We start from the raw sequence: 23,936 nt of genomic DNA, 5'->3' as shown, positions 1-23,936 counted from the left end.
CCGGGCGCCACCTCCGGAAAATTTCTCAGAATTTTTCTCTCAGCGCTCTGACCAGGGATGATAGTGGATTCTCTCGATTCTTTAGGCGGGAAGGCGCCAATTCAGGGGCGTTCTGTGGTAGTGATGTCAGTGCCTCAATCTAGGTTGGAGGCAGATACACCGAAGGAGGTGATCTGCCATGACCGCCGAACCTGTTCCCGCCGAGGGAGCCCAGCCCGCTGAGGCCCATCCGGAGTTCCTCGATGCTGCCGACATCGCACAGCTGAAGGCGCACTGCCCCGAACTGTTGGCTGCGGTCACGGCACTAGAGGACACCGGCGCCACGATCCAGCACAATGCCGCCCTGGACAGCGCCGCGGCGATCGCGATCGGCAAGGGACTTGAGCTCGTCCGCCGGAAACTCGAATCGGCCACCGCTCAGAGCACGCGCCTCATGTCCCAGCAGATCGAGCCCAGCCACTACGGTGTGCGGAAGCTGCCGGCACTGCTGAAGCAGAAGATGCGCATCACCACGTACGAGGCCCGTCGCCGGCTGTCGATGGCTCGCTGCTTAACGGAGCATCACAGCACGACCGGTCAGCCGATCCCGGCCCAGCTGCCGGAAGTTGCTGCCTGCCTGCAGGCAGGCACCATCTCGGTCGATCAGGCCCAAGCGATCATCAAACAGATCGATGCGCTGCCACCTCGCGTGCGCGCCGAGCACGAACCCGCCGTCGAGCGTGTGCTGGTTGAAAATGCCCCAGGCCTGCGGGTGGAGGAATTCCGGGTGCTCGGCAAGCGCATCCTCGGCTACCTCGACCCAGACGGGAAACTCGAAACCGAACCCAGCCACCCGGATGACTATTTCGTCACCGTCAACCAGAAGACCAATGGCGACTGGATCCTGCGCGGTCTTCTCGACTCGACAACCGGGCTGACCCTCAACGCACTGCTGACCAACCGCCAACAAGGCCCTGCCGATATCGTTGAGACAGTCCGCACTGCAGCAGACAATCCACAAGGTGGCTCCGCGTCCCCTGAAGAAGATGACTCCACTGTGGCCGGTGCCGGGCACCTCGATGCCGCTGGCTCATCGTTCGGCCCACCCGCCATGGATCCGTTCGCGGACTCCTGGGAGGACGCCGGCTGCCAACCGAACGCAGCCACAACCGATGGCAGCCCGACCATCGCACCGGTCTTCGACGACACCCGTCCCGACGGAGCACGCCGCCACGACCGGTTCTCAGTCCTCATCACCCGCGGCGCCTGCGAACCCACCGGTGCCGGCTCCTACGCTCTCGTCGTCACCGCCACAGCTGAACAGCTCGCACGCGGTGAAGGCGAAGTCGAAGCCGCAGGCGGCCACACACGACTCGAAGACATCCTGCAGCTCTCCCCTGGAGGCAAGTTCTACTACTCCTCCACCAGACCAGGCACCCGCGACGTCAAGGTCCGCACAGAAGGCCGCTTCGCCACCGCAACCCAAATGACACTGCTCAAAGCACGCGACCGCGGCTGCAGCTTCCCCGACTGCGATATCCCCGTCGGCTGGTGCGAAGCCCACCACATGCACGCCCACCACCACGGCGGACCCACCGATCTGAACAACCTCACACTGCTCTGCCGATTCCACCACGCCTGGCACGAACGCCACGGCTGGCGATCCACACTCCTCAACGGACTACCCGCCTGGATACCACCCCAGACACTCGACCGAACCCAGCGCCCGCTCTTCCACTCCCGATTCCAAGCCGAACTAGCCGACCCAGTCACACTCTTCCCCGAATGACGTGCGGCCCCGCACGTTCGGGCCGCGACGGCAACACAAGCGCCGGAACCACCTGCTACCCGAGCCGCCTGCTGCACCGGTGTCAGCTCTCTGCGCCGAACAGTCCCGAGCTCTTCTCCAGATCGGATTCCGTCACGACCTTGCCGACGTCGCGGATGCGGCCGCGCTCCGAGGGATCAGCCCGATCAGACAGCGACACCCACCACTGGTCATCGTGCCGGACGATCTCCGGCAGGATCGGCGAGACATCGCGCACCCGCGCCATCGCCGAACCGACGGTCGGCGTCCGGGCGAGGCTCTCACACACCAGCCTCGTGGCAGCGGAGATGTATTCGGCGTGCTCGGGGTCAGCGTTCTCCAGCACCTTCGCCGGGGCCATCCACCCGCCCCACGATTCATTGACCGACCGGAAGGAGACGGTCTGCCCGTGCGGCACAGCGCAGATGAAGAAGATCGTGTCGTGGCGGCGCAGCTGCCACGGTGTGTTCACCCACCGCATCCACGGTGAGAGCAGGTCCAGGCGCATTTTGAGGTCGCGCTCGGCAACCAGCTGCCCGAGCCGTGCCCGGCCGGTCACCAGCTTCTGCCGGCTGTCCTCCCACAACGGGGTGTCCGTCGATGAGATGATCCGCCCATCGACGTCCTCAGCAAGCAGCACGCCGAGCAGCTCCAGTGCCGCACGTGCCGCCGTGGCGAAGTAGTTGAGCGCCTTCGTGGTGTTGTCCTTCCGCAGCAGCCGGGCGCACTTGGCTGCATCCCACACAGCCAGAGGCAGGTGATGGATGTCCTCAGGGTGCAGTTCGGCAGACGGGAACGCCCACCGGTTCTTATCGATCAGCCCCGGCGCATCGGCCTGCCGCGTGACGAACACCTGGATGCCTCCAGGGGTGTCGCGCACGCAGATGACGGCTGCAGCAGGAATCGGCACCGAGGGGGTGGGCACGGTCTCGCCCGACGCGAAGAGGTTGAGCAGATGGGACAGCTGCTGCGAAACCGGTAGCTCTCGCGCCGGGCGATGCCGTGTCAGACGATGGGGACTCATCGAGTCTCCGGTAGCCAGGCGGTCACAGACCCGGCTTCGCCTCGGACGGCCGGACCTTGACGATCATCTCCACCTCGACTGGCGTGTCCATCGGCAGTGCGGCCACGCCCACGGCGCTGCGTGCGTGCTCGCCACGGGCACCGAATACCTCGCCGAGGAACTCGGAGGCGCCGTTGACGACCTTCGGGTGGTCGGCGAAGTCGGCTGCCGAGTTGACGAAACCGGTGACCTTGACGATCTGCTCGACCTCATCGAGATCGCCGATGACGGACTTGACCGCGGCCAGTCCGTTGACGGCAGCGAGCTTGGCGGCCTCATAGCCGTCCTCGATGCTTACCCCGCCACCGAGCTTGCCGGTGACCTTGAGCTCACCGTCGACGAACGGAAGCTGTCCGGAGGTGTACACATAGTCGCCTGACCGCACGGCCGGGACATACACACCCGCAGGCTTCGCCACCTCGGGAAGTTCGACTCCGAGCTTGTCCAGCTGCTGTTCAATGCGTGCCATCTGTCGTCTCCTTATGCCTTCGGGCGCTTGAGGTAGGCCACGAGACCGTTGCCGTCGGGGCCGGGGATGACCTGGACGAGCTCATACCCGTCTTCGCCCCACTGATCGAGGATCTGCTTCGTTGCGTGGACGATGAGCGGTACGGTGACGTACTCCCACTTCTGCATGTGCGAGCCCTTTCTGTTCGACTGCCCTCAGCCTAGTTCAGCCGCCTCACACGCGGCTACCGCTTCCGAGGTGTGGGCTACCGCTTCCGAGGTGTGGGCACCCCCCTTCCGAGGCGAGAGTCGCTGGCGAGGTGCTGGGCCCCTCGCAGCGGCGCGCCGCGAACAACGGCTCATTCCGGACAGCCGAGAGGCGGTGCAGGAAACGTGTTCCTGCACCGCCTCAGTCAGCATCAGACGTCAGCCGCCGAGCGACGGCGGCTCGTCATCGCCACCATCGTCGCCGTTGTTGCCGCCGCCACCGCCGCCGTTGTTGCCGCCGCCACCGCCGCCGTTGTTGCCGCCGCCACCGCCGCCGTTGTTGTTGCTGCTGCCGCCGCCGCGGTTGCCGCCGCCGTTGTTACCGCTGCGGCTGCCACCGGACTTGGTGCTGCTTTCGGGCTGGGTGCCAGATGGGCGGGAGAATCCGGTGTTGCCCTTCGTCTCCTTGATGGCCTTGCTCATGTAGGACTGCCAGGTCTGGCCGGAGATGGTCGCACCGTAGATCCGGCCGCGGACCTTGCCCTTGCTGTTCTTTCGCCAGTCCATGTTTTTGTCCGGATGGCCGGTCCACACCGCAGTCGAGATCTTCCGGGTGAAGCCGACGAGCCAGGTCGAACCGACTTCGAAGTTCGTCGTACCGGTCTTCGCACCAGCCGGCGCGCCGATCCGCAGTGAGGAGGTGGTGCCGCCGTTGAACGTCTGCGAAAGCGCCCAGGCAACCGAATCGGCGACCTTCTTATCGAGCACCTTCTTGCAGTCGGCCTTCGGCACGTCGACCTTCTCACCTTCCGAATCGGTGATCTCGGTGATGGGGGTCGGGCGGCAGTAGGTGCCGCCTGAGGCATACACTGCGTATGCGCTGGCCATGTCGATCGGCGCGACCTGCACGATGCCCAGCACCGAGGCGGGCTTGAGGGCGTCAGTCGTACCATCCTGGAGCTTCGTGTCCAGCGGCGAGCCGTTTCCGTACTTGATGCCCAGGTCGGTGGCGGTCTTCATGATCCCGCACATGTCAAGCTGGTTGGCCATGGCCGCATAACCGGTGTTGACGGACTTGCGGGTGGCGTCGAGTGCGGTCATCGCGGAGTTGCCACCGCCGTCGCCGGCGTTGTTCGGATTCCACTTCGCCCCGTTGTTGTCGCAGCCACGGTACTTCCATGACCCGGCAGCGTACTCGCGCTTGGTCGCGTTGACCGTCGAGCCGAGGGTCTTGCCCTCCTTGAGCCATTCGGTCAGCACGAACGGCTTCCACGTCGAACCCACCTGGAAGCCGTTGGCGCCGTTGTGGGAGTTGTCGACGTTGAAGTTGATCTGGGTGTCAGAGCCCTTCTTGCCCTCAGACGCCGTGTAGTTGCGGTTCTGTGCCATCGAGAGCACCTTGCCGGAACCAGGCTCGACGGAGACGATGGTGTGACCGGCACCGGAGGGATCGCCGACCGGAACCCGCTTCTTCACGGCCTTGTCGGCTTCGTTCTGCATCTTCGGGTCGAGCGTCGTCTTGATCGTCAGGCCGCCGCGCTGCAGCAGGTTGCGGCGCTCCTCCTTCGTCTCACCGAAGATCGGGTCGTTCTCCACGACACGCTGGACGTAATCGCAGAAGTAGCCCTTGTTGCCGGCAGCCGCGCATCCGTTGGGGGTCTCGTGAATGTCGAGTTCGAGGTCGGAGTTGCGCGCTTCGTCGTACTCCTCCTGCGTGATCTTGCCCTGCTTGTGCATGAGTCCGAGCACGGTGTTGCGGCGTTCGATGGCGTTCTCCGGCTTGGTCTGCGGATTGAAGGCAGCCGGGTTCTTCACAATGCCGGCCAGGGTGGCCGACTGCTGGATATTCAGGTCCTTCGCCGAAATGCCCCAGTAGCGCTGAGCCGCGGCCTCAACGCCGTAGACGCGCGGGGTGCCGGAGTAGTTGTTGATGTTGAGGTAGCGGTTGAGGATCTCATGCTTGCTGTACTTGTTCTCCACGGCCGCAGCCAGCTTCGCCTCGCGGAGCTTGCGGGCGTATCCGGCTGCACCGGAGCTCTCGGTGGCCTCTTCAATCGCTGCGCGGTTGCTCTCGTCCTCAGCGTTGGCGTTCTCGCTCAGCACGTTCTTGACGTACTGCTGCGTCAGTGTCGAACCGCCCTGGGTGTCATCGGAGAGCAGGTTGTAGACCACTGCGCGGGCGATGCCCTGCAGGTCGACGCCGCCGTGTTCGAAGAAGCGCTCATCCTCAACGGCCACAGTCGCCTGCTGCATCTGCTCGGAGATGTCATCGAGGGCGACTTCCTTGCGGTTCTGCCAGTAGAAGGTCGCGATCTCCGAGCCGTCGGAGGCGAGCATGCGGGACTGCTCGGCGAGCGGGCGCTCGTCGAGTTCGGCCGGCAGTGCGCTGAACAGCTCGACACCGGCATCGGCTCCCATCGATGCGACGCCGACGGAGGGGATCGCCAGTCCTGCACCGACAACGCCGGCGATGACGCTGACGGCGATGAACTGGAACAGCGCCGCGACCTTGTTGGAGGATTCTGAGACAGATGACACCATGCGGATCATTTTAACGAACAGCGCAAGTCGATTCCCTCAGCATTCGCCCAATGAACCTGACAATCACGAAAGTCCCGGTGGGGCGGCTAACGCCCCACCGGGCCCGCAGGGTCGGACACGGAAGGTCCAAATGGGCCTCAGCTGCGGGCAGTCAGGGTGATGAGGGAGACCTCCGGTGGGCACGCGAAACGCACTGGGGCGAACGGCGAGAACCCGAGCCCGGCCGAGACATTGACCGTCATGCCGCTGTAGTCGAAGGTGCCCTTGGCATACCGGGCCGGCAGGTCGCAGTTCGTCACCAGCGCTCCGTAGAAGGGCATGCACACCTGCCCGCCGTGCGTGTGACCAGCGAAGGCGAGGTCCGCTTCGGCGGCGGCGAAGGCATCGAGCACGCGCAGGTACGGCGCATGGGTGACACCGATGCGCACATCGGCGGCCGGTTCGTCGAAGCGCGGCCACTCCTCGTCGAGCCGGTCGCGGTTCATGTGCGCATCTCCGATGCCGGCGAAAGCCAGACGGGTGCCGCGCAGCTCGATCTCTGAGCCGCGGTTGTCGAGGAAGGCCCAGCCGCGCTCAGCGAAGGCGTCGACGAGCTCCATGGTCGGCAGGGTCGCATTCTTCTTCGAATGCTTCACCTCTGAGGGTGCGCCGAGATAGCGCAGCGGGTTCTTCATCTGCGGGGCGAAGAAGTCGTTCGATCCCAGAACGAACACCCCGGGAACGTCGAGGAGCTCGTCGTAGACCTCCAGCAGCCGCTCGAGCATCGGGGCGGCGAGGTTGTCACCGGTGTTGACGATGAGGTCGGGCTCGAGCTCGGCCAGCTGCGAGACGAATGCCATCTTCCTCTTCTGCCACGCGCACAGGTGCAGGTCGGAGATGTGGAGGATGCGCAGGTCCTCGGCACCCGGCGGCAGCACGGGCACAGTGCTGCGGCGGATGCGGAACAGCGCCGGTTCGATGCCGGCAGCCCAGACGGCACCGGCAAGCCCAGCCGCGGACACGGCCCCGGCTCCGGCGAGAGTGGTGGCGAGCGTTCGATTCATCTGCCCCATCCTAGCGGCAACCGGGGACAGGTCAGCGAGCGTCCGTGCCCGAGGCGTCCCCCGCCTCGTCAGCGGTGCTCACCAGCGAGGGGTGGCGATGGACATCGGCTTCACGACGGATCCGGGCGCGGGTGTGGCGGGATTTGCGGCGGTGGCCGATGAGGCGGCAGATGAGGTAGATGAGGAAGCTGATGGTGGTGACGAAGGGGCTGATCGGCACGACCGGTGAGCCGAGCGCGATGAGGATGCCGCCCACGGACGAGATGACGGCGAACAGCATCGACAGGACCGGCACGAGAACCGGAGAGGCTGAGATCTGGGTGGCGGCCGCCGCCGGGGTGACGAGCAGGGCGAGGACGAGGAGCACGCCGACGACCTGGACGGACAGCGCGACGGCCAGCCCGAGGGCGAGCATGAAGATGATCGTGAGCGCGGTGACCGGAACGCCCTTCGCGCGAGCGACGGCCGGGTCGATGCTGGCGAAGACGAGTGGGCGCCAAATGATGAGGAGGACGACGAGGACGATGACCGCGCAGATGACGAGCGTGCGGATCTGGCCCGAGTTGATCGCCACGATCTGACCGGTGAGCAGTCCGAACTTGTTCGCCGCGCGGCCGTCGTAGAGGGCCAGGAACAGGATGCCGAGGCCTAGGCCGAAGGGCATGAGGACGCCGGTGATGGTGTTCTTCTCACTGCTGCGCGCACCGCCGATGCCGATGAGCAGAGCCGCAGCGAGTGAGCCGATGATCGAGCCGTAGACGACGTCGAAGCTGATGAGTAGCGCGAAGGAGGCTCCGGCGAAGGAGAGTTCGGCGACGCCGTGGACGGCGAACGGAATGTCGCGGGCCATGACGAAGACGCTGATGAGGCCGCCGACCACGCCGAGCAGTGCGGCTGCGAACAAGGAGTTCTGCAGCAGCACGATGAGCTCGCCGTAGTTTTCGAACGTGAAGTACTCGGTGAGGATGTTCGATGCCAGGTGAGTCATGGTGCCTGCGCTCCTCAGATCGCCCCGGCCGAGGGCTCGGGGTGATGGATCGGGTGATGGTCGGAGTCGCTGCCGACGATGACGATGCGCCCGCCGGCGCGCACGACGTCGATCGGTGAGCCGTAGAGTTCGCTGAGCGCCGCGGAGTTGATGACTTCGTCTGGGGTGCCGACGAGGAAATGTCCGCCGGCGATGTAGAGGACCCGGTCGACGTAGGGCAGGATCGGGTTGATCTCATGGGTGACGAAGAGGATCGCGGTCTGGCGGGCCCGGCGCTTCTCGTGCAGCAGGCGGGCCACGAGCCGCTGATGGGTCATGTCCAGGTGCAGCAGCGGCTCATCGCACAGCAGCAGGTGCGGGTCCGAGCTGAGAGCCTGGGCGACGCGCAGGCGCTGCAGTTCGCCACCGGAGAGCATGCCGACCGGGGAGTCGGCGTAGGTCTGGGCACCGACCTCTTCGAGCAGCGCTTCGACCTTCTGGCTGCGCGAGCGGGAGAACCAGCCCGGTCCCCAGCGGTGGCCGTCGAGTCCCATGCGCACGAGGTCGCGGCCGCGCATCGGGGTGTCGTCGTCGATGCCGCGCTGCTGGGGGATGTAGCCGATGTCCGGGTCTCCGCGTCGGGCGCGGTGGCCGTTGACGCGGGCCGTACCGGAATACAGTTGATACTGTCCGAGGAGGACCTTGAGCAGGGAGGTCTTGCCGCAGCCGTTGGGGCCGAGGATGGCGATGAACTCGCCGGGCTCGACGTCGATGTTGAGGTTGTGCCACAGCACCCGGTCCCCGAAACGCAGCTGTGCGTCGCTGAGCTCGAGGACCGGGTTGGTGCTGTGTGGAGCCGAATCAGTGATCGTGACCTGCCAGCGCTTCCTGGACGTCCTTGATGTAGTCGCCCATCCAGTCGATGTACTTCTCGTCATTGTCCATGGTCTCCGCCAGATTCACGACCGGCACACCGGCGCTTTCGGCGGTCTTCTTCAGTTCGTCGGCCTGCGGGCCGGCGTTCTGCGAATTGTAGGCGAGGACGACGACTTCCTTGTTCTCGATCTGCTCCTTGGCCTTCTTCAGCACCAGCGGCGGCACATCGTCGCCGTGTTCGACGGCGGAGAGGAAGTCCTGGGAGGTGATGTTCTCGATGCCCATGTCGTGGAAGAGCCACAGGGCGATCGGCTCGGTGGCCGCGGCCTTCTCACCCTCGTGCTGGGACTTCGCCTCGTCGAGCTGGGACTGCAGCTTGCCGAGTTCGGCCTTGTAGTCCTCAGCGTTCTTCTTGATGTCGTCAGCGCTGTCGGGCAGCTCGTCGCTCAGCTTCGAGGAGACCTCGTCGACGAGTTTCGTCATCGTCGGCACGGAGTACCAGACGTGTTCATTGAAGGCGCCGTGGTCATGGTCGTGATCGTGGCCCTCTTCGCCGTGGTCATGGGCGTCTTCGCCGTGGTCATGGGCGTCTTCAGTACCGTGATCGTGGTCCTCGTGGCCTTCTTCACCATGGTCGTGGGCATCCTCGGTGCCGTGGTCATGGCCTTCTTCACCGTGGTCGTGGCCGTCTTCGTCACCGTGATCATGGTCGTGAGGTTCGTTGGCCACGCCCTCCGAGCCCGGCAGGCCCGAGATGGCCACGGTGTCGACGACGGTCGGTTTGTGATCTGCAGCCTCGAGCATCGTCGTCATGAAGGCGTCATAGCCGCCGTTGACGACGACCATGTCGGCCTTCGACAGCTTGAGCTGGTCCTGGGCGGTGGCCTCGTAGTCGTGGGGATCCTGCGTCGGATCGTCGATGACCGGCGTCACCTCAGCTGCATCGCCGGCGACGTTCTTGACGATGTCGGCGTACACGTTGGTGGAGGTCACAACGGTGAAGTCCTTGTTGGCCTCAGTGGAGCTGTCGGAACCACCGCAGCCGGCCAGCGCGACGAGGGAACCAGCGGCGAGAGCCGCGAGTACAGGGGTGCGAAGCGAGCGCATAGGACACCTTTCCAGGCGAAGATTGTCGATCTCGTCGAACGTTACTCCTACACATCAATCATGCGCTAATGGATCTATTGCAATTCCTTTATGCTTCTGGGATGCCCGTTCATCTGCGCGCTCCGGCGAGCAGATCAGCGTCGTGTGCGGACGCCGCACGCGCGCATGCACTGCATGCAGATGGCTGTGCCCACCGCATGCGGCTGCTGCGGGCAGGAGCTCCTAACCGCAGCAGCCGCGAGGATCGGACCCGCGGTACAGACAGCCGCCGTTTGAACAGTCGCCGCGCCGGCAGCCCGGCGCAACCCACCCCCCGCACCGACAGCTACCACTCACTGCGGCTGTCTGTCACCTCAGCTGCGTTCGGCGATGAGGCGGGCGATCTGCACGGTGTTGAGCGCTGCGCCCTTGCGCAGGTTGTCATTCGAGATGAACAGCACGAGACCGCGTCCTTCAGGTACCGACTGGTCGGCGCGGATGCGGCCGACGAAGCTGGCATTGCGGCCGGCAGCCCCCAGCGGAGTCGGCACATCCGCCAGCTCGACGCCGGGTGCGTCAGCGAGCACCTCGCGAGCGGCCGCCGGGGTGATCTCGCGGGCGAACTCGGCATGCACAGCGAGGCTGTGACCGGAGAACACCGGCACGCGAACACACGTCCCAGCCACCCGCAGCTCAGGCAGCCCGAGGATCTTGCGGCTCTCGTTGCGCAGCTTCTTCTCCTCGTCCGTCTCACCTTCGCCGTCGTCGACGATCGACCCGGCCATCGGCAGAACGTTGAACGCGATGGGAGCCGTGTACACCTCGGGAGCGGGGAAGCCGACGGCAGCGCCGTCGCGCACAAGCTGCTCGGCATCGTCGATGACCGCGCGCGCCTGCCCGGCAAGCTCCTCGACGCCAGCCAGCCCGGAGCCGGAGACCGCCTGGTAGGTCGCCACCGTCATGCGCTCCAGACCGGCGGCGTCGTGCAGGGCCTTGAGGACCGGCATCGCGGCCATCGTCGTGCAGTTGGGGTTGGCGATGATCCCCTTGGGTGTGTCGTTGATGGCCTCGGGGTTGACCTCGCTGACGACGAGCGGCACCTGAGGGTCGGAGCGGAAGGCCGAGGAGTTGTCGATGACCGTCACGCCGGCTTCGGCGAAGCGCGCGGCCTGCGCCCGGGAGGTGGCCCCGCCGGCGGAGAACAGAGCGACGTCGAGGCCGGTGGGGTCTGCGGTCGCGGCGTCTTCGACGACGACGGTCTGCCCGGCGAAGTCGAGTTCGCGGCCGGCCGATCGCGCCGAGGCGAAGAACCGGATCGAGGCGATCTCGAAGCCGGGATCATCTGCCAGCAGGTCGCGCATGACCTCGCCGACCTGGCCGGTGGCGCCGACGACGCCGATGTTCAGTGCCTTCATCGTCCGGTACCTCCGTACACGATCGCTTCGGTGTCATCGGCATCGAGCCCGTAGGCGGTGTGGGCCGCGCGCACGGCGTCGTCGAGCAGCTCGGCGTTGGTGACGACGCTGATGCGGATCTCCGAGGTGGAGATCATGTCGATGTTGATGTGGGCGTCGGCGAGCGCGTCGAACAGCGTGGCGGTCACGCCCGGGTGGGAGCGCATGCCGGCGCCGATGACCGAGAGCTTGCCGATCTGGTCGTCGTACTGGATGTGGTCGAAGCCGATGCTGCCCTTGGCGGACTCGAGCGCTTCGATGGCCTTGACACCGTCGTCCTTCGGCAGGGTGAAGGAGATGTCGGTGCGGCCGGGGTCGCGGGTGGAGATGTTCTGGACGATCATGTCGATGTCGATCTCCTGGTGCCCGACGGTGCGGAAGATCTCGGCGGCCTTGCCGGGGATGTCGGGCACGCCGACGATCGTGAGCTTGGCCTCCGAACGGTCGTGGGCGACACCGGAGATGATTGCCTGTTCCATTTTCTCTTCCGTTTCTTCTGTCTGTGCGGTGCGGAACGCCTCGGGGATGGGGGCGTCGGTCACCCAGGTGCCCTGGTGCTGGGAGAACGAGGAGCGGACGTGGACGGGCACGCCGTAGCGGCGGGCGTATTCCACGCAGCGCAGCATGAGGATCTTCGCGCCGGAGGCTGCCATCTCGAGCATCTCCTCGTAGCTGATGAGCGAGATCTTGTGCGCACTCGGCACGATCCGCGGGTCGGCGGTGAAGACGCCGTCGACGTCGGAGTAGATCTCGCAGACGTCGGCGTTCAGTGCCGCGGCCAGTGCGACGGCGGTCGTGTCGGAGCCGCCGCGGCCGAGGGTGGTGATGTTCTTCGTCGTCTGGGACACTCCCTGGAACCCGGCGACGATCGCGACGTTGCCGTCGTCGAGGGCGGAGCGGATGCGGCCGGGGGTGACGTCGATGATGCGGGCCTTGCCGAAGGACTCATCGGTGATGACGCCAGCCTGCGAGCCGGTGAAGGACTGTGCGTGGTAGCCGAGGTTGGCGATCGCCATGGCGAGCACGGCCATCGAGATCCGCTCGCCGGCGGTCAGCAGCATGTCGAGTTCGCGGGCCGGTGGGACCGGGGAGATCTCTTTGGCCAGGTCGATGAGATCGTCGGTGCTGTCGCCCATCGCCGAGACCACGACGACGACATCATGGCCGGCCTGGCGGTATTCGACGATCCGCTTGGCCACGCGCTTGACGGAGTCGGCATCGGCCACGGAGGATCCGCCGAACTTCTGCACAACTAGGCTCACAGCAATCACTTTCGTCCGGGTACAGTCGCGTTGCTCGCAACGCCACGGCCCATTGTAAACACCGGCCCGCGCGGGCATCAGAAGGCCCCGCCATCTGGACGATGACGGGCCTTTCCAGTCCCGAGGTGGGGGCTCGGTCTCTGAGGGGTGCGCCGGTCCCGAGGTGGGGGCTGAGTTCTCGGGAGGTGCGGGGTCAGCCGGCCGGGACCGGCACCTCGACCACGGTGAAGAGGTCACCGGGCTGGCAGTCCAGTGCGTCGCACAGGGCCACGAGTGTGGTGTAGCGGATGGCCTTGGCGCGGTTGTTCTTCAGCACCGAGAGGTTGGCCAGTGTCATGCCCACCTCGTTCGCCAGTTCGGTCAGGGTCTTGCCGCGGGCGGTGAGCAGCTCGTCGAGGTGGCAGCGGACCGCGCGGGTGGTGTTCTCGGTGCTCATCAGATGACTCCTTCGAGCTCGTCCTCTGCGCGCTGGCCGCGCTGCAGGGCCAGGCGGAAGACCTGGATGAGGCCGAGGACGCCGAGCCAGACGAAGCTGCCCATGGTGGTGACTCCGTTGGTGAAGCCGGCTTCGGCGATGCCGAGGTCGCGGGTGACGAGGTTGCCGCCGAGCATGAGGTTGAGTCCGACGGCCAGTCCCGTGCCGAAGGCGACCCAGAAGGCGATGCTCAGGAAGCGCGAGGCCCGCTGCGACAGCGGCTTGCCTTCGGCGATGATGCTGATGACCCGGCTGAGGTACCAGCCTGCGACGAGGGTTCCGGCGACGAGGATGATCTGTGCGATGAGCACGTGGGTGATCGCCCATGCGCTGAGCTCATCGAAGGGGATGATGAAGCTCATGAGCCCGTCGGCGCGGGCCGGGACTCCGGAGATGAGGCCTTCGGTTTCGTCCGGCAGCTCGAGCGAGACGGTGAGTTCGCGGTTGACGATCGCCCGCACGATGCTGGTGACGGCGTTGACGAGGATGACAGCCAGGGCCATGAGGCTGAAGAGTTCCAGGCCTCCGCGGCTCTTGCGACGGCCGGCGGCGGTTGCAGGTGCTGTGTTGCCCGGGGTGTTCATGGGCTTCTCCTTAATCGAGGGTTGCCATCTTAATCGAGGGTTGTCATCGTCGTATATCGATTCTCGATATATCGACAATCAATATACTTCTCGAGTTTCGATAAAGGAGTGAAGGGCCTGCGGCATATCGATAGTCGATAAACTGCGTTGTGCCTGGTGAGGCCCCAGAAAAAAAATTCAGCCCGGCCGGGGTTCCGGCCGGGCTGGGCTGTGTGTGCAGGGCCGCTGGGCTCCTGTCACGGGGCCTCCGTTACAGGGCTTCGGCTGTCACTGGGCAACGGGCCGACGGCCTTCGAAGGCGCGGCCGAGGGTGACCTCATCGGCGTATTCGAGGTCGCCGCCGACCGGCAGGCCGGAGGCCAGCCGGCTGACGGTGATGCCGAGGCTGGAGAGCAGCCGCACGAGGTAGGTGGCGGTCGCCTCGCCTTCGAGGTTCGGGTCGGTGGCGATGACGCATTCGGTGACCTCGCCGCTCTGCAGCCGCGGCAGCAGGCTCTTGATGCGCAGCTCATCGGGGCCGATGCCGGCCATCGGGTCGATCGCACCGCCGAGGACGTGGTAGAGCCCGCGGAACTCGCGGGTGCGTTCGATGGCGATGACGTCCTTGGGCTCTTCGACCACACAGATGACGCTCTGGTCGCGGCGGGTGTCCTTGCAGATGACGCATTCGGTGTCCTCTGCGACGTTGCCGCAGGTCTCGCAGAACTTCACCCGCTTCTTCACCTCGGTCAGGGCGCGGGCGAGTCCGGAGACGTCCTCGCTGGGACTCTGCAGGATGTGGAAGGCCAGGCGCTGAGCGGACTTGGGGCCGATTCCCGGCAGCTTGCCGAATTCGTCGACCAGGTCCTGCAGGGCGCCTTCGTAGAGCATGCTCATGCGTCCGTCTCCTCGATCACGACACCGCCGAGGATTCGTTCGACGACGGGCACGCCGACGTCAGGGGCCTCGGTGATGTCCATATCCGTATCGGGATCGAAGTCCTCGTATCCGTCATCGGGCCGACCGGCGCCGGTCTGCTGGCGCTGGGCTTCCGGCCCGTCGCCGTTGGCGGCACCAGCCATTGCCGGTCCGCTGCCTGCCGCAGGCCCCGGGTCTGCGGCGTCGGCCGGGCCCGAGGTGTGGGCTGCCTGTTCGGCAGCACCTGGGTTCGCGTCGTGGCCAGGGGTGCTGCCATTGCCGTTCTGCTGGGCGCGCTGCGCGAAGCTGGCGTACGGGTTGGCCGATTCTACCGGCTCCTCGCCCTTCGGCAGCGGGGCTTCCGGTCCGTCGTTGGTGGTGAAGGCGATGTTCGGGTCGGCATAGGCGCCGAGGAAGTCGAGGTCATCGTCGCTGTCCGACGCACTGCCGCTCGCCGAGGGCGCCGAGGCGTCCGGGGCACCAGCGTCAGTCGTTGCCGCGTCGGAGTCTGCCGCGTCAGTCGTTCCGGGGTCGCCTGAATCGGCACCGAATGAATCGGGCTCGTCGTCGATGGCTGCTGGCGGTGGTACGACGACGGCTGGCATATCGACCGCGCCGGAGCCTGCGCTCGTATCTGCCTCATACGGGTCGCCGAAGTCAGCACCTGCGTAGTAGTCGTCCTCCGGTGGTCGTTCGGGTCCGTCGTCAGGCTCTTCGACGTCATCGGCGATAGGTGCCTGGCGTGCGGGGTGCTGCTGAGGAGCCGCCGGTTCTTCGGCAGCTGGCTGGTTCGCTGCCGACCGTTCCTCAGTCGACTCGTCCGCGGTCGACTCTTCCCTTGTCGGCTGGCTGCCGGGGTTTGCCTGCGGTTCCGGTTCGGACTGCTCTGCGTTCGGCTTCTCCCCTGCCGTGTCAGGCGTCTCGGCTGCGGGGTGGTCTAGGCCTTGCCCTTCCTCCGCATCGTCGGCGGCGGATTCGGCAACTGCTGTATCGCCGGGGCTCTGCCAGAAGCGCTCATGGTCGATCGGCTCGCGGTCGGCCTCGCGGGGGCCGACGACGGAGTCGATCTCCTCCTGCGTGGGCCGCGGGCGGTTGATCGTGTTCTGCTGCTCCGGTCCACGGGAACTCTGCGGCCCGCCAGCTCCCCCACCGGGGTTGCCCGGGTTGGCTGCGGGCGCGCCGCCGCTGTTGACTCCGGGCACGTTTCCGCTCGCCGGGCCGACTTCGACACGGGCTTGGATGCCGAGCACGTCATTGAGCGCTTCGCTCAGCTTCTGCGCGTTGTTTCCGCGATTGAAGGAGTTGAGCGCACCAGGGTTGTCGAACCCGAGGTAGAAGACACCGTCGGTGAATCCATAGGGCACCGCACTGTTGCTCACGATCGCGCGAGCGAGCTTCGCTGTGCGGCCGAGCGCGTCGAGGATGTCGGGCCAAGCGCGGCGGATCGCATCGATCTCCGCTCCTGGCTGTCCCGGTCCCGAGGCGGGGGTCGGCGGCTGCGCAGGCTCGGAGGCAGGCTGAGGCTGGGACGGCTGTTGCATGCCCTGCGTCTGGCTGGGCTGCGAGACCTGCCCGGGCTGAGGAGAAGTCTGGGCTGCCGGGGCCGACTGCGGCCGGGCCTGTTCGGGCCGAGCAGACGGTTGAGGCTGAGCTGGCTGCTGCGATTCCGTCGGCTGCTGCGCACCAGTCTGCTGGCCGGCGTCTGCGGCTGCGGGAGCAGAAGAGTCTGCGGCACGCCGCGCAGCGGTGGCAGCGGCTTCGGGCACGGCTGACGCGGTCGGCTCAGGCGCAGTCGCCTCGGGCGCTGCAGATGTCGGTTCGGGCGATGACGGGTCAGCCGCCGGGGCGGATTCTGCGGACTGCCCGGCGTCTGGTTCATCACTGAGCATGGATTCTGCTGCAGCGGCAGCAGCTGCGAACTCGTTGAGGTCGTCGTCGACGCTGCGCGCAGGAGCTGGCGCAGGCTTCGCAGGCTGGGCAGACTCAGTCTGCGCGGCAACACCAGCGGTGCTACCGGCCTCGGCAGCACCAGGACCGTTATCGGTGCCCTCGGGTACGGCAGCCGGAACTGCTCCAGGCGGCAGAGTGCCGGTGGCACCCATGCCGATGCGGCGTTCGATCCGCTCTACACGGCTGAGCGTTGACCGGCGGGACTTCTCGGCAGCCGGCAGCAGCACGCGCGCACAGATGAGCTCGAGCTGCAGTCGCGGCGAGGTCGCGCCGGACATCTCCGACAGCCCCGTATTGAAAAGATCCGCAGCCCGGGACAGCTCGGCCTGGCCGAACGACCGGGCCTGCTGGACGAGTCGCTCCAGGCGATCGGAGGGGACCTCAGGCAGGAACGAGGCCGCCGCCTCGGGCGCGGCACCGACGACCACCAGGTCGCGGAACCTCTCGAGCAGATCCTCAACGAACCGGCGCGGATCCTGGCCGGACTCGATGACCCGGTCGACGACCCGGAACACCGCCGCCCCGTCACCGGCGGAGAATGCGTCGACGATGTCACCGAGCAGCGAATCGGGCGTGTAGCCCAGCAGCGCGATCGCGGTGTGGTAGTCGACGCCGTCAGCTCCGGCGCCGGCCATGAGCTGGTCGAGCACGGAGAGCGAATCGCGCACCGATCCGCCGCCGGCGCGCACGACCAGCGGCAGCACGCCCTTAGAGACCGGCACGTTCTCCCGCGTGCACAGCTCCTCGAGATAGCCGGTGAGCACCTCGGGCGGGACGAGCCGGAAGGGGTAGTGGTGCGTACGCGAGCGGATGGTGCCGATGACCTTCTCCGGCTCGGTGGTCGCGAAGACGAACTTCACATGCGCCGGCGGCTCCTCGACGAGCTTGAGCAGGGCGTTGAAGCCCTGCGGCGTGACCATATGCGCCTCATCGAGGATGAAGACCTTGAACCGGTCACGGGCAGGCGCGTAGACCGCACGTTCGCGCAGGTCACGGGCGTCATCGACACCGTTGTGGCTGGCTGCGTCGATCTCGACGACGTCGAGTGAGCCGGGACCGTCGTTGGCGAGGTCGCGGCAGCTGGGGCACTGCCCGCACGGCTGCGCGGTCGGGCCCTCGACGCAGTTGAGGCAGCGGGCGAGGATGCGCGCTGAGGTGGTCTTGCCGCAGCCGCGGGGGCCGGAGAACAGATAGGCATGGTTGATGCGGTCATTGGCGATCGCGGCCATGAGCGGGGTGACCACATGGTCCTGGCCGATGACCTCATCGAAAGTCTCCGGGCGGTAGCGGCGGTACAGTGCAGTAGACACATCCCCTACCCTACTGCGAACCGATGACATCGCTCAGCTGACGCTGTGGATCCCCGCTCCCGAGGCGGTGGCTGGGTCGGATGCTGCGCGGAGGACGAGGTGTGGCACCATGGTGGCGGAACGGCACCCGTGCACCGCAGAGTGCATACTGCCGAACCGCGTTTCCTTCTCCCCAGATCAGGAGGCCGAAAGATGGATGAGCCGCAGCTTCTGGCGGTGCTCATTGTCATCGCGTTCTTCTTCATCACGCTCTTCGGCGGCGGCTACCTCATCTACCGGACGATGAACCGGCCGAACTCCTATATCGGCGCCCGCATGCACGCTGAGGAGCAGCGCCGGCTTCAGCAGGAGCGCGACAGCGCGGGAGGCGCGGCGCCGGTTGCAGGCCAGACCGGTCCAGCCAGCCCGACAGGCGAACACGAGGCGATGAACCCACGCGACGTGCGGGGCCCGCGCGGCCCGGAGGATCAGTCGCCGGAGCGCTGATCAGTGCCCGGCGGCGTCATCGCGCCCAGCTGCATCGCCGCGCCCGGCAGCGTCACCGTGCTCGCTGTCGCCACGGTCGTCGGCGCTCACGTCGCCTGGGCACGGCTCCACGATGGGAAGGGTGCCGGTCTGCACATCGTCTCCCGCCTCGGGGTCGGTTCCCTCAGGCGGGTCGAACTCCTCGACCTCGACGATCGCATGGTCCTTGCGGCCGTAGACCCACAGCAGGATCTCCAGCGGCTTGCCGGTGACCTTCATGATGCCTTTGGACTTGGGCCCGGCGGTGGTGCCGGCGAATCCGGGAGCGTCGAAGATCAGGTGCTTGCCGAGGGAGAGAGCCTGGGGCAGCACGAGCATCTTCAGCAGCGGCCACACACTCATCTGCATGTCCCATGACAGGCTGCGCGGCTGCCAGTCATCGGCAGCCCGGCGGACGTCCTCGTGGTGGACGAGGAACTCCGCGGTGTTCATCACCCGGTCGACTGACGACAGCTTCGCCGGTGACCAGATCGGCGCGCCCTCGGCCATGAGCCCGACGAGCTGCTCGAACGGCATCTCGGTGAACTCGGTCTCGACCGAGGTCTTGTACCGGTCCAGCGACGGGAAGCGTTCGGCCAGCTGCGGAGAGGCGTTGCCCGGCAGCGCGAAGGGCCGGCGGTCGCGGATGACGAGGTGAACTGCCAGATCCCGCACCGTCCATCCCTCACACAGGGTGGGTGCATCGGGGCCGACATCGAACATCAGCGCCGCTAGGCTGAGCCGTTCGTCGCGTGCGTAGTTCTTCCTCATACACTCAGTCTGCCGTCTGCTGTGCGAAGGCGTCCACATTTCTCGCTGAGTGTCTGCAGAAAGTCCGCAATCCGGCTGGTGGAGCGATAATCGGCCAGGTCATCGCCGCGCGTCGGGCCGTCGGTGACGATGACGATCGGCTTGCCGGCCTTGGCCGCCCGGCGGACGAACCGCAGTCCCGAGTGCACCGCCAGCGAACTGCCGGCCACAAGCAGCCCTGACCCGGCATCGACGGCGGCGGTGGCGGCCTCAACGCGCTCACGCGGGACGGATTCGCCGAAGTACACGACATCGGGTTTGAGGATGCCGCCGCAGATCGGGCAGTCCGGGTAGCGGAACCCGGCGGTCTCATCGAGTTCGACGTCGCCGTCGGGAGCGGTCTCGATATCAGCCAGGTCGACCTCGAGCCGTTCGCCGAAGCCGGGATTCAGCGCCGTCATCTCCTCCTGCAGCCAGCTGCGGTCGAAGATCCGCCGGCACTGCAGGCACACCACCCTGGCGAGGCTGCCGTGCAGCTCGATGACCGGATCGGAACCGGCGGCGATGTGCAGTCCGTCGACGTTCTGCGTGATGAGAGGTCCGAGCCTGAGGCAGGCGAGGAGTTCGTGCCCGCGGTTCGGTTCGGCCAGGCGCGTCCGGGGGTAGCCGACCCAGCTGCGCGCCCAATAGCGGGCGCGCTGCCGCGGATGCGACAGAAAGGTCTGGTAGGTCATCGGGTTCCGGCGCGGGGAGCCGGGACCGCGATAGTCGGGAATGCCGGAATCGGTGCTCATTCCGGCCCCGGTGAGCACCGTCCACGGGTGCTCGCCAGCCGGCGCAGAGTCTGCCAGCTCGGCGATGACTGCGGCGATCTGCTCGTCGCTGTGACTCGGCTGCGGGGTGCGCGCACCGCGCAGCGGATCGCGGATGACTGCCATGCACGGCAGTCTATCGATCCGCGCAAACCGGGCATTCACCTCGGGCGCGGCGCTCGCTACAGTGGAGATATGGCACGTGTGCTGCTCGTCCACCATTCGCCCTCGCCAGCGACTGAAGAGCTCGCTGCGGCTGCGCGGGAGGGACTGAATATGCCCGAACTCGACGGCGTCGAGGTCATCGAGCGGGCCGCACTCGAGGCGACAGCAGACGATGTGCTCGCAGCTGACGCATACGTGCTCGGCACGACGGCGAACTTCGGCTACATCTCCGGTGCCCTCAAGCATTTCTTCGACACCACCTACTACGACACCCGCGAGCAGACCGCCGGGCGGCCGTTCTCCTACTGGATCCACGGCGGCTACGACACAACGGGGGCCGAGAAGGCGATGGAGGCGATCACCACCGGATTCGGGTGGGAGAAGGCCTTCGAGCCGGTCACCTTCACCGGCGAGGTCGGCGAGGAGCACCTCGCACAGGTCACCGAGATGGCCGCCACGGTCGCCGCGACCGTGATGTGAGGGGCACCGGGTCCGTGCCCGAGGCGGTGGTCGGGTCCGCACCCGAGGCGGCGGCCGGGTCAGGTGCGGATCGCGTCGATGATCCGGATACGGGTGGCGACGAGGGCTGGGATGAGACCGGCCAGTCCGCCGACGGCGAGCGCGACGAGCATTCCGACGACCGCGGCTGAGAGCGGGAACGGGGGCGGTTCGGCCAGTCCGCCGAAGAGCTTGTCGGCCACGAATGGGTTGCGCAGCAGCAGGATCGCCGTGCCGACCCCGATGAGACCTGCGACGAAGGTGCCGACGACGCTTTCCATCATGACGGCGAAGAACACCCGTCCCGAGGAGGCGCCGAAGCTGCGCCGGATGCCGATCTCGCGGATCCGCTGCTGGATCGTCACGACGGCGATGTTGATCATGCCGAGTACGCCCATGGCCATGATGATGCCGGCGATGGCGAGCAGGATCATCTTCACCAGGGCCAGGCCCATGTCGCCGTCCTCGGCATAGTCGCTGCGCTCGATGCTCTCAACACCGAGGCTGGACTTGACTGCTGCGTTCAGCTGCTTGGTCAGGGCCTTGTGGTTGTGCTCAGGCACCCACAGCTCGAAGCGCAGCGAGTCGAATCCGGACTCGGGGCTCATGACCGGCATGTGCTCGGGCAGGAAGTACAGGGAGGCGGACTCGAATACGCCGCCGCCCTGCACCGCACCGATGATGGTGGCGCTCGCCCCGCTCGGGGCGGTGATCGTCATCGGCAGGTCGGCTGCGCTGATGCCGGTCTCGTCGAAGAAGTTCGTCGTCACCACCACCGGCGGGGACATGTTGCGCTCGTCGCCGGGTTCGAACCAACGGCCGGCGGCGACGATCTGGTGGCGCATGATGCGGTAGTCGGGGTCGACGGCGTTGAGGCCGACCTCATAGGGGGTGTCGTGGACGGCGACCGAGCCGAACTCCTCGGAGACCGCGGAGATGTGGCTGATGCCGAACCGCTCGGCCTCGGCGTCGAGCTTGTCGCGGAACACCTCGTATTCAGCCGCGCTGCGCAGTGAGGGTGCGCCCAGGCTCAGGGTCACCGGCCGGCCGCCGAGGCGCTCCATCGACTCCTGCTGGACGCGTTCGGTGATCGCACCGAGCGCGACGACGAGGGTAAGCGCGCACACGGCGACACCGACGCCGATGAGGGACAGCAGCACGCGCAGCTTGTGGATGCGCAGCTCCTGCCAGGCCTCGGCGAGCAGGGACACGATCGTCGTCATGCCGCACCTCCGCCGAGGTGGGAGGCGACTTCGGCTGCGGTGGCGGTTTCGAGCAGGTGCAGGTGGCCGTCCTTGAGCTGGAAGCGGCGGCCGGCCATCGCGGCGATGTTCGGGTCGTGGGTGATGGTGATGAGCGAGCAGTCGCCTTCAGAGGTGATCTTCTCCAACAGCCGCATGACCGACAGTCCGGTGTCGACGTCGAGGGCGCCGGTGGGCTCATCGGCGAGCAGCACGCGCGGGGAGCGCACGATCGCCCTCGCGATCGCGACCCGCTGCTGCTCGCCTCCGGAGAGTGCGATCGGCAGCTGGTTCAGGCGGTGGCCGAGTCCGAGGCGCTCGAGTGCGCGGGTGGCGAGCTTGCGGCGCTGCCAGAACTCCGATGGGGTGCCGTAGAGCAGCGGGGCTTCGACATTCTCCAGGGCGGTGCGGCCGGGCAGCAGGTTGAACTGCTGGAACACGAACCCGATGTCCCGGCCGCGGATCACGGCGGCCTTGCGCTGGGCGATGCGCGACACCTCGGTCCCGGCGAACCACATGCCCCCGCTGGTAGGCCGGTCGAGCAGGCCGAGGATGTTGAGCAGGGTCGATTTGCCGGTTCCCGAGCGGCCGACGATGCCGACGTGGTCGCGCGGGTAGACGTCGACGTCGATGCCGGTGAGGATGTCGAGGATGCTGTCGTTGGGCAGCCGGACGGAGCGGGTGACGTCGCGCAGCTGCAGGATCGGGGCGCTCACATGTCCCCCGCGTCGAACTCGCCGAGGTCGTTGTACTCCTCGTCGGCCTCCGGCTGGGCGCCGGGGACGTAGGCGGCGATCGTCTGGCCCTCTTCGAGGCCCTCGGTGATCTCGACGTGCTCGCCGTCGTTGAGGCCGAGCTTGACCTTCGTCTCGACCGGTTCGCCGGTCTCGCCGATGACCCACACGCTGCCCTCGCCGATCGCCCCGCGCACGGCGGTGGTCGGCACGACGAGCACATCGGTGGCGGTGCCGGCGTCGAGTTCGAGTTTCATGTCCAGGCCGTTGTAGACGGTGACCTCATCGGGCACCTCGCAGCTGAGCGAGGGCCCGGATCCGGCACCCAGGGCTGGAGCCGCATCCTCGGAGGAGTCGTCGCTGGGCTCCTCGTCCGCACCCGAGGTGTCGGTTCCGCCGGACCCGCGGCTGCCGGAGACCTGGTTGAGGCGCAGGCTCGTGCATTCGAAGGGCTGCGGTCCGTCGGTGATCGTGACGGTGCCGGCGCCGGGCATCTTCGGGATGCGGTAAAGCTGGGCGGGTTCGATCGAGGCGACGGCGCGGAAGGAGTCCTGTTCGATGCTCGTGACCGCCTGGCCCTTGGAGACGTCTTCGCCCTTCTCGACGCTGTACTCACCGACGACGCCGTCAGCCGGCGCGACGACGTTGATGTAGCGCGGGCGCGGGGCCGGTGGGGCGGCGGGGGCCGGGGCGTCATCGCCGAGGTCATCGCCGTCACCGGGCTCTGGGGCCGGTTCGGGGGCTTCGCCTTCGACCTTGATCTGGTAGAGCTGGGCGCCCTGCTTGACCTGGCGGCCGGATTCCTCAAAGACGTGGACGAGGGTGCCGGTCTCACTGGCCTTGGCGTCCTTGGCCGGTTCGACTTCGATCTTGCCGTCGAAGGTGAGCTTGTTCGACACGTCGCCGCGTTCGACGATCGCCTCCTCGGCCAGCGTCTCCCCGGTCGGCTCACCGCCGACGGTCTCGGAGGTCTGCGGGCGGAATGCCAGCCATGCCAGAGCCACGGCGATGATAAGCAGCACCACCAGGTAGCTGACGGGAAGGACGACACGGCGGAAGACATGCATGGGGAGCACCTCGGGGATCGACTGCGCTGCGCGCGTGGGCGCGCAGCGTGAGCACGAGTCTAAGGAGGGCGTATGACAGGAGTGTTGCGATTGCATGTCACTGCTGGTCACAGAACCGCAACGAACAGTGTTCAATAGCGGTCGCGAAAGCCGGTTCCGGCCACTGAGCCGCCAACGCGGTTACTGTAGAAGGGTGACGACGCATGTGAGGCGCCTC

General features: G+C 66.7%; 22 protein-coding genes. 3 read left to right on the top strand and 19 right to left on the bottom strand.

The genetic code is table 11. From position 1 onward, the window contains the following. Positions 1 to 178: 178 nt before the first annotated feature. Entirely contained in the window at positions 179 to 1,768 is a 1,590-nt protein-coding gene (locus HLA91_RS00910; RefSeq protein ID WP_170273157.1) for an HNH endonuclease signature motif containing protein, read from the top strand. Between the two features lie 82 nt (positions 1,769 to 1,850). On the opposite strand, the gene HLA91_RS00905 is transcribed toward HLA91_RS00910, so the two are convergent. The 14 genes from HLA91_RS00905 to HLA91_RS00840 form a co-directional block, all read right to left on the bottom strand. Then, positions 1,851 to 2,810 (bottom strand): NUDIX hydrolase, encoded by a 960-nt coding sequence (locus tag HLA91_RS00905; protein WP_170273156.1) that lies wholly within the window; start codon positions 2,808 to 2,810, stop codon positions 1,851 to 1,853. A gap of 22 nt (positions 2,811 to 2,832) precedes the next feature. Further along, positions 2,833 to 3,318 carry a RidA family protein gene (locus HLA91_RS00900; RefSeq protein ID WP_170273155.1) on the bottom strand — a complete coding sequence of 162 codons (486 nt, stop codon included), beginning with the start codon at positions 3,316 to 3,318 and terminating at the stop codon, positions 2,833 to 2,835. 11 nt (positions 3,319 to 3,329) lie between these two features. Continuing rightward, positions 3,330 to 3,485, bottom strand: coding sequence for a Sp36 family protein (sp36, locus tag HLA91_RS00895; protein ID WP_165884527.1), 156 nt, complete (start codon positions 3,483 to 3,485; stop codon positions 3,330 to 3,332). A gap of 237 nt (positions 3,486 to 3,722) precedes the next feature. Continuing rightward, complete coding sequence (locus tag HLA91_RS00890) at positions 3,723 to 6,044, bottom strand: transglycosylase domain-containing protein (RefSeq protein WP_170273154.1); 2,322 nt, start codon at positions 6,042 to 6,044, stop codon at positions 3,723 to 3,725. A gap of 137 nt (positions 6,045 to 6,181) precedes the next feature. Further along, on the bottom strand, positions 6,182 to 7,087 hold the full coding sequence (locus tag HLA91_RS00885; RefSeq protein WP_170273153.1) for a metallophosphoesterase: 906 nt from the start codon (positions 7,085 to 7,087) through the stop codon (positions 6,182 to 6,184). 31 nt (positions 7,088 to 7,118) lie between these two features. Beyond that, positions 7,119 to 8,075 carry a metal ABC transporter permease gene (locus HLA91_RS00880; RefSeq protein ID WP_170273152.1) on the bottom strand — a complete coding sequence of 319 codons (957 nt, stop codon included), beginning with the start codon at positions 8,073 to 8,075 and terminating at the stop codon, positions 7,119 to 7,121. Positions 8,076 to 8,089: 14 nt separating this feature from the next. After that, positions 8,090 to 8,848 (bottom strand): metal ABC transporter ATP-binding protein, encoded by a 759-nt coding sequence (locus HLA91_RS00875; RefSeq protein ID WP_259793837.1) that lies wholly within the window; start codon positions 8,846 to 8,848, stop codon positions 8,090 to 8,092. Between the two features lie 67 nt (positions 8,849 to 8,915). After that, positions 8,916 to 10,037, bottom strand: a complete 1,122-nt coding sequence (locus tag HLA91_RS00870) for a metal ABC transporter solute-binding protein, Zn/Mn family (protein ID WP_170273150.1) — start codon at positions 10,035 to 10,037, stop codon at positions 8,916 to 8,918. 353 nt (positions 10,038 to 10,390) lie between these two features. Then, on the bottom strand, positions 10,391 to 11,431 hold the full coding sequence (locus HLA91_RS00865) for an aspartate-semialdehyde dehydrogenase (RefSeq protein WP_170273149.1): 1,041 nt from the start codon (positions 11,429 to 11,431) through the stop codon (positions 10,391 to 10,393). After that, the gene (locus HLA91_RS00860; RefSeq protein ID WP_102161189.1) at positions 11,428 to 12,732 is read right to left on the bottom strand and encodes an aspartate kinase; all 1,305 of its coding nucleotides are present in this window, start codon (positions 12,730 to 12,732) and stop codon (positions 11,428 to 11,430) included. Before HLA91_RS00860 ends, HLA91_RS00865 begins: the two co-directional genes overlap by 4 nt. A 193-nt stretch (positions 12,733 to 12,925) precedes the next feature. Next, positions 12,926 to 13,168 (bottom strand): helix-turn-helix domain-containing protein, encoded by a 243-nt coding sequence (locus tag HLA91_RS00855; protein ID WP_170273148.1) that lies wholly within the window; start codon positions 13,166 to 13,168, stop codon positions 12,926 to 12,928. Beyond that, a complete protein-coding gene (locus tag HLA91_RS00850) occupies positions 13,168 to 13,791 on the bottom strand; it encodes a hypothetical protein (protein WP_170273147.1) in 624 nt (207 codons plus the stop codon). The genes HLA91_RS00855 and HLA91_RS00850 overlap by 1 nt, the downstream gene beginning before the upstream one ends. Positions 13,792 to 14,058: 267 nt before the next feature. Beyond that, positions 14,059 to 14,667, bottom strand: a complete 609-nt coding sequence (recR, locus tag HLA91_RS00845) for a recombination mediator RecR (protein ID WP_165884517.1) — start codon at positions 14,665 to 14,667, stop codon at positions 14,059 to 14,061. After that, positions 14,664 to 17,948, bottom strand: coding sequence for a DNA polymerase III subunit gamma and tau (locus HLA91_RS00840; protein WP_170273146.1), 3,285 nt, complete (start codon positions 17,946 to 17,948; stop codon positions 14,664 to 14,666). The genes recR and HLA91_RS00840 overlap by 4 nt, the downstream gene beginning before the upstream one ends. 192 nt (positions 17,949 to 18,140) lie before the next feature. Here HLA91_RS00840 and HLA91_RS00835 point away from each other — a divergent pair, with 192 nt between their 5' ends. Further along, positions 18,141 to 18,434 (top strand): hypothetical protein, encoded by a 294-nt coding sequence (locus HLA91_RS00835; protein ID WP_170273145.1) that lies wholly within the window; start codon positions 18,141 to 18,143, stop codon positions 18,432 to 18,434. Here HLA91_RS00835 and HLA91_RS00830 read toward each other — a convergent pair whose 3' ends face one another. Together HLA91_RS00830 and HLA91_RS00825 are read right to left on the bottom strand one after the other, a co-directional pair. Then, entirely contained in the window at positions 18,435 to 19,223 is a 789-nt protein-coding gene (locus HLA91_RS00830; RefSeq protein ID WP_170273144.1) for a TIGR03085 family metal-binding protein, read from the bottom strand. It lies immediately after the preceding gene. Next, the gene (locus HLA91_RS00825; RefSeq protein WP_170273143.1) at positions 19,220 to 20,140 is read right to left on the bottom strand and encodes a Sir2 family NAD-dependent protein deacetylase; all 921 of its coding nucleotides are present in this window, start codon (positions 20,138 to 20,140) and stop codon (positions 19,220 to 19,222) included. Before HLA91_RS00825 ends, HLA91_RS00830 begins: the two co-directional genes overlap by 4 nt. Positions 20,141 to 20,209: 69 nt before the next feature. Between HLA91_RS00825 and HLA91_RS00820 the strand changes: the two genes are divergently transcribed. Further along, positions 20,210 to 20,659, top strand: a complete 450-nt coding sequence (locus HLA91_RS00820; protein ID WP_170273142.1) for a flavodoxin family protein — start codon at positions 20,210 to 20,212, stop codon at positions 20,657 to 20,659. 59 nt (positions 20,660 to 20,718) lie between these two features. Here the strand turns inward: HLA91_RS00820 and HLA91_RS00815 are convergent, their stop codons facing one another. From HLA91_RS00815 to HLA91_RS00805, 3 genes are read right to left on the bottom strand one after another with little or no spacing between them, the layout of a single operon-like run. Then, positions 20,719 to 21,900 (bottom strand): ABC transporter permease, encoded by a 1,182-nt coding sequence (locus HLA91_RS00815; protein WP_170273141.1) that lies wholly within the window; start codon positions 21,898 to 21,900, stop codon positions 20,719 to 20,721. Further along, on the bottom strand, positions 21,897 to 22,634 hold the full coding sequence (locus tag HLA91_RS00810; RefSeq protein WP_338076799.1) for an ABC transporter ATP-binding protein: 738 nt from the start codon (positions 22,632 to 22,634) through the stop codon (positions 21,897 to 21,899). Before HLA91_RS00810 ends, HLA91_RS00815 begins: the two co-directional genes overlap by 4 nt. Continuing rightward, entirely contained in the window at positions 22,631 to 23,719 is a 1,089-nt protein-coding gene (locus HLA91_RS00805; RefSeq protein WP_102161169.1) for a permuted SH3 domain-containing protein, read from the bottom strand. The genes HLA91_RS00810 and HLA91_RS00805 overlap by 4 nt, the downstream gene beginning before the upstream one ends. Positions 23,720 to 23,936 lie beyond the last annotated feature (217 nt).

This window comes from Brevibacterium luteolum, assembly GCF_013004595.1.
Taxonomy (GTDB): domain Bacteria; phylum Actinomycetota; class Actinomycetes; order Actinomycetales; family Brevibacteriaceae; genus Brevibacterium; species Brevibacterium luteolum.
This window is presented reverse-complemented; position numbering and strand designations above follow the sequence as displayed.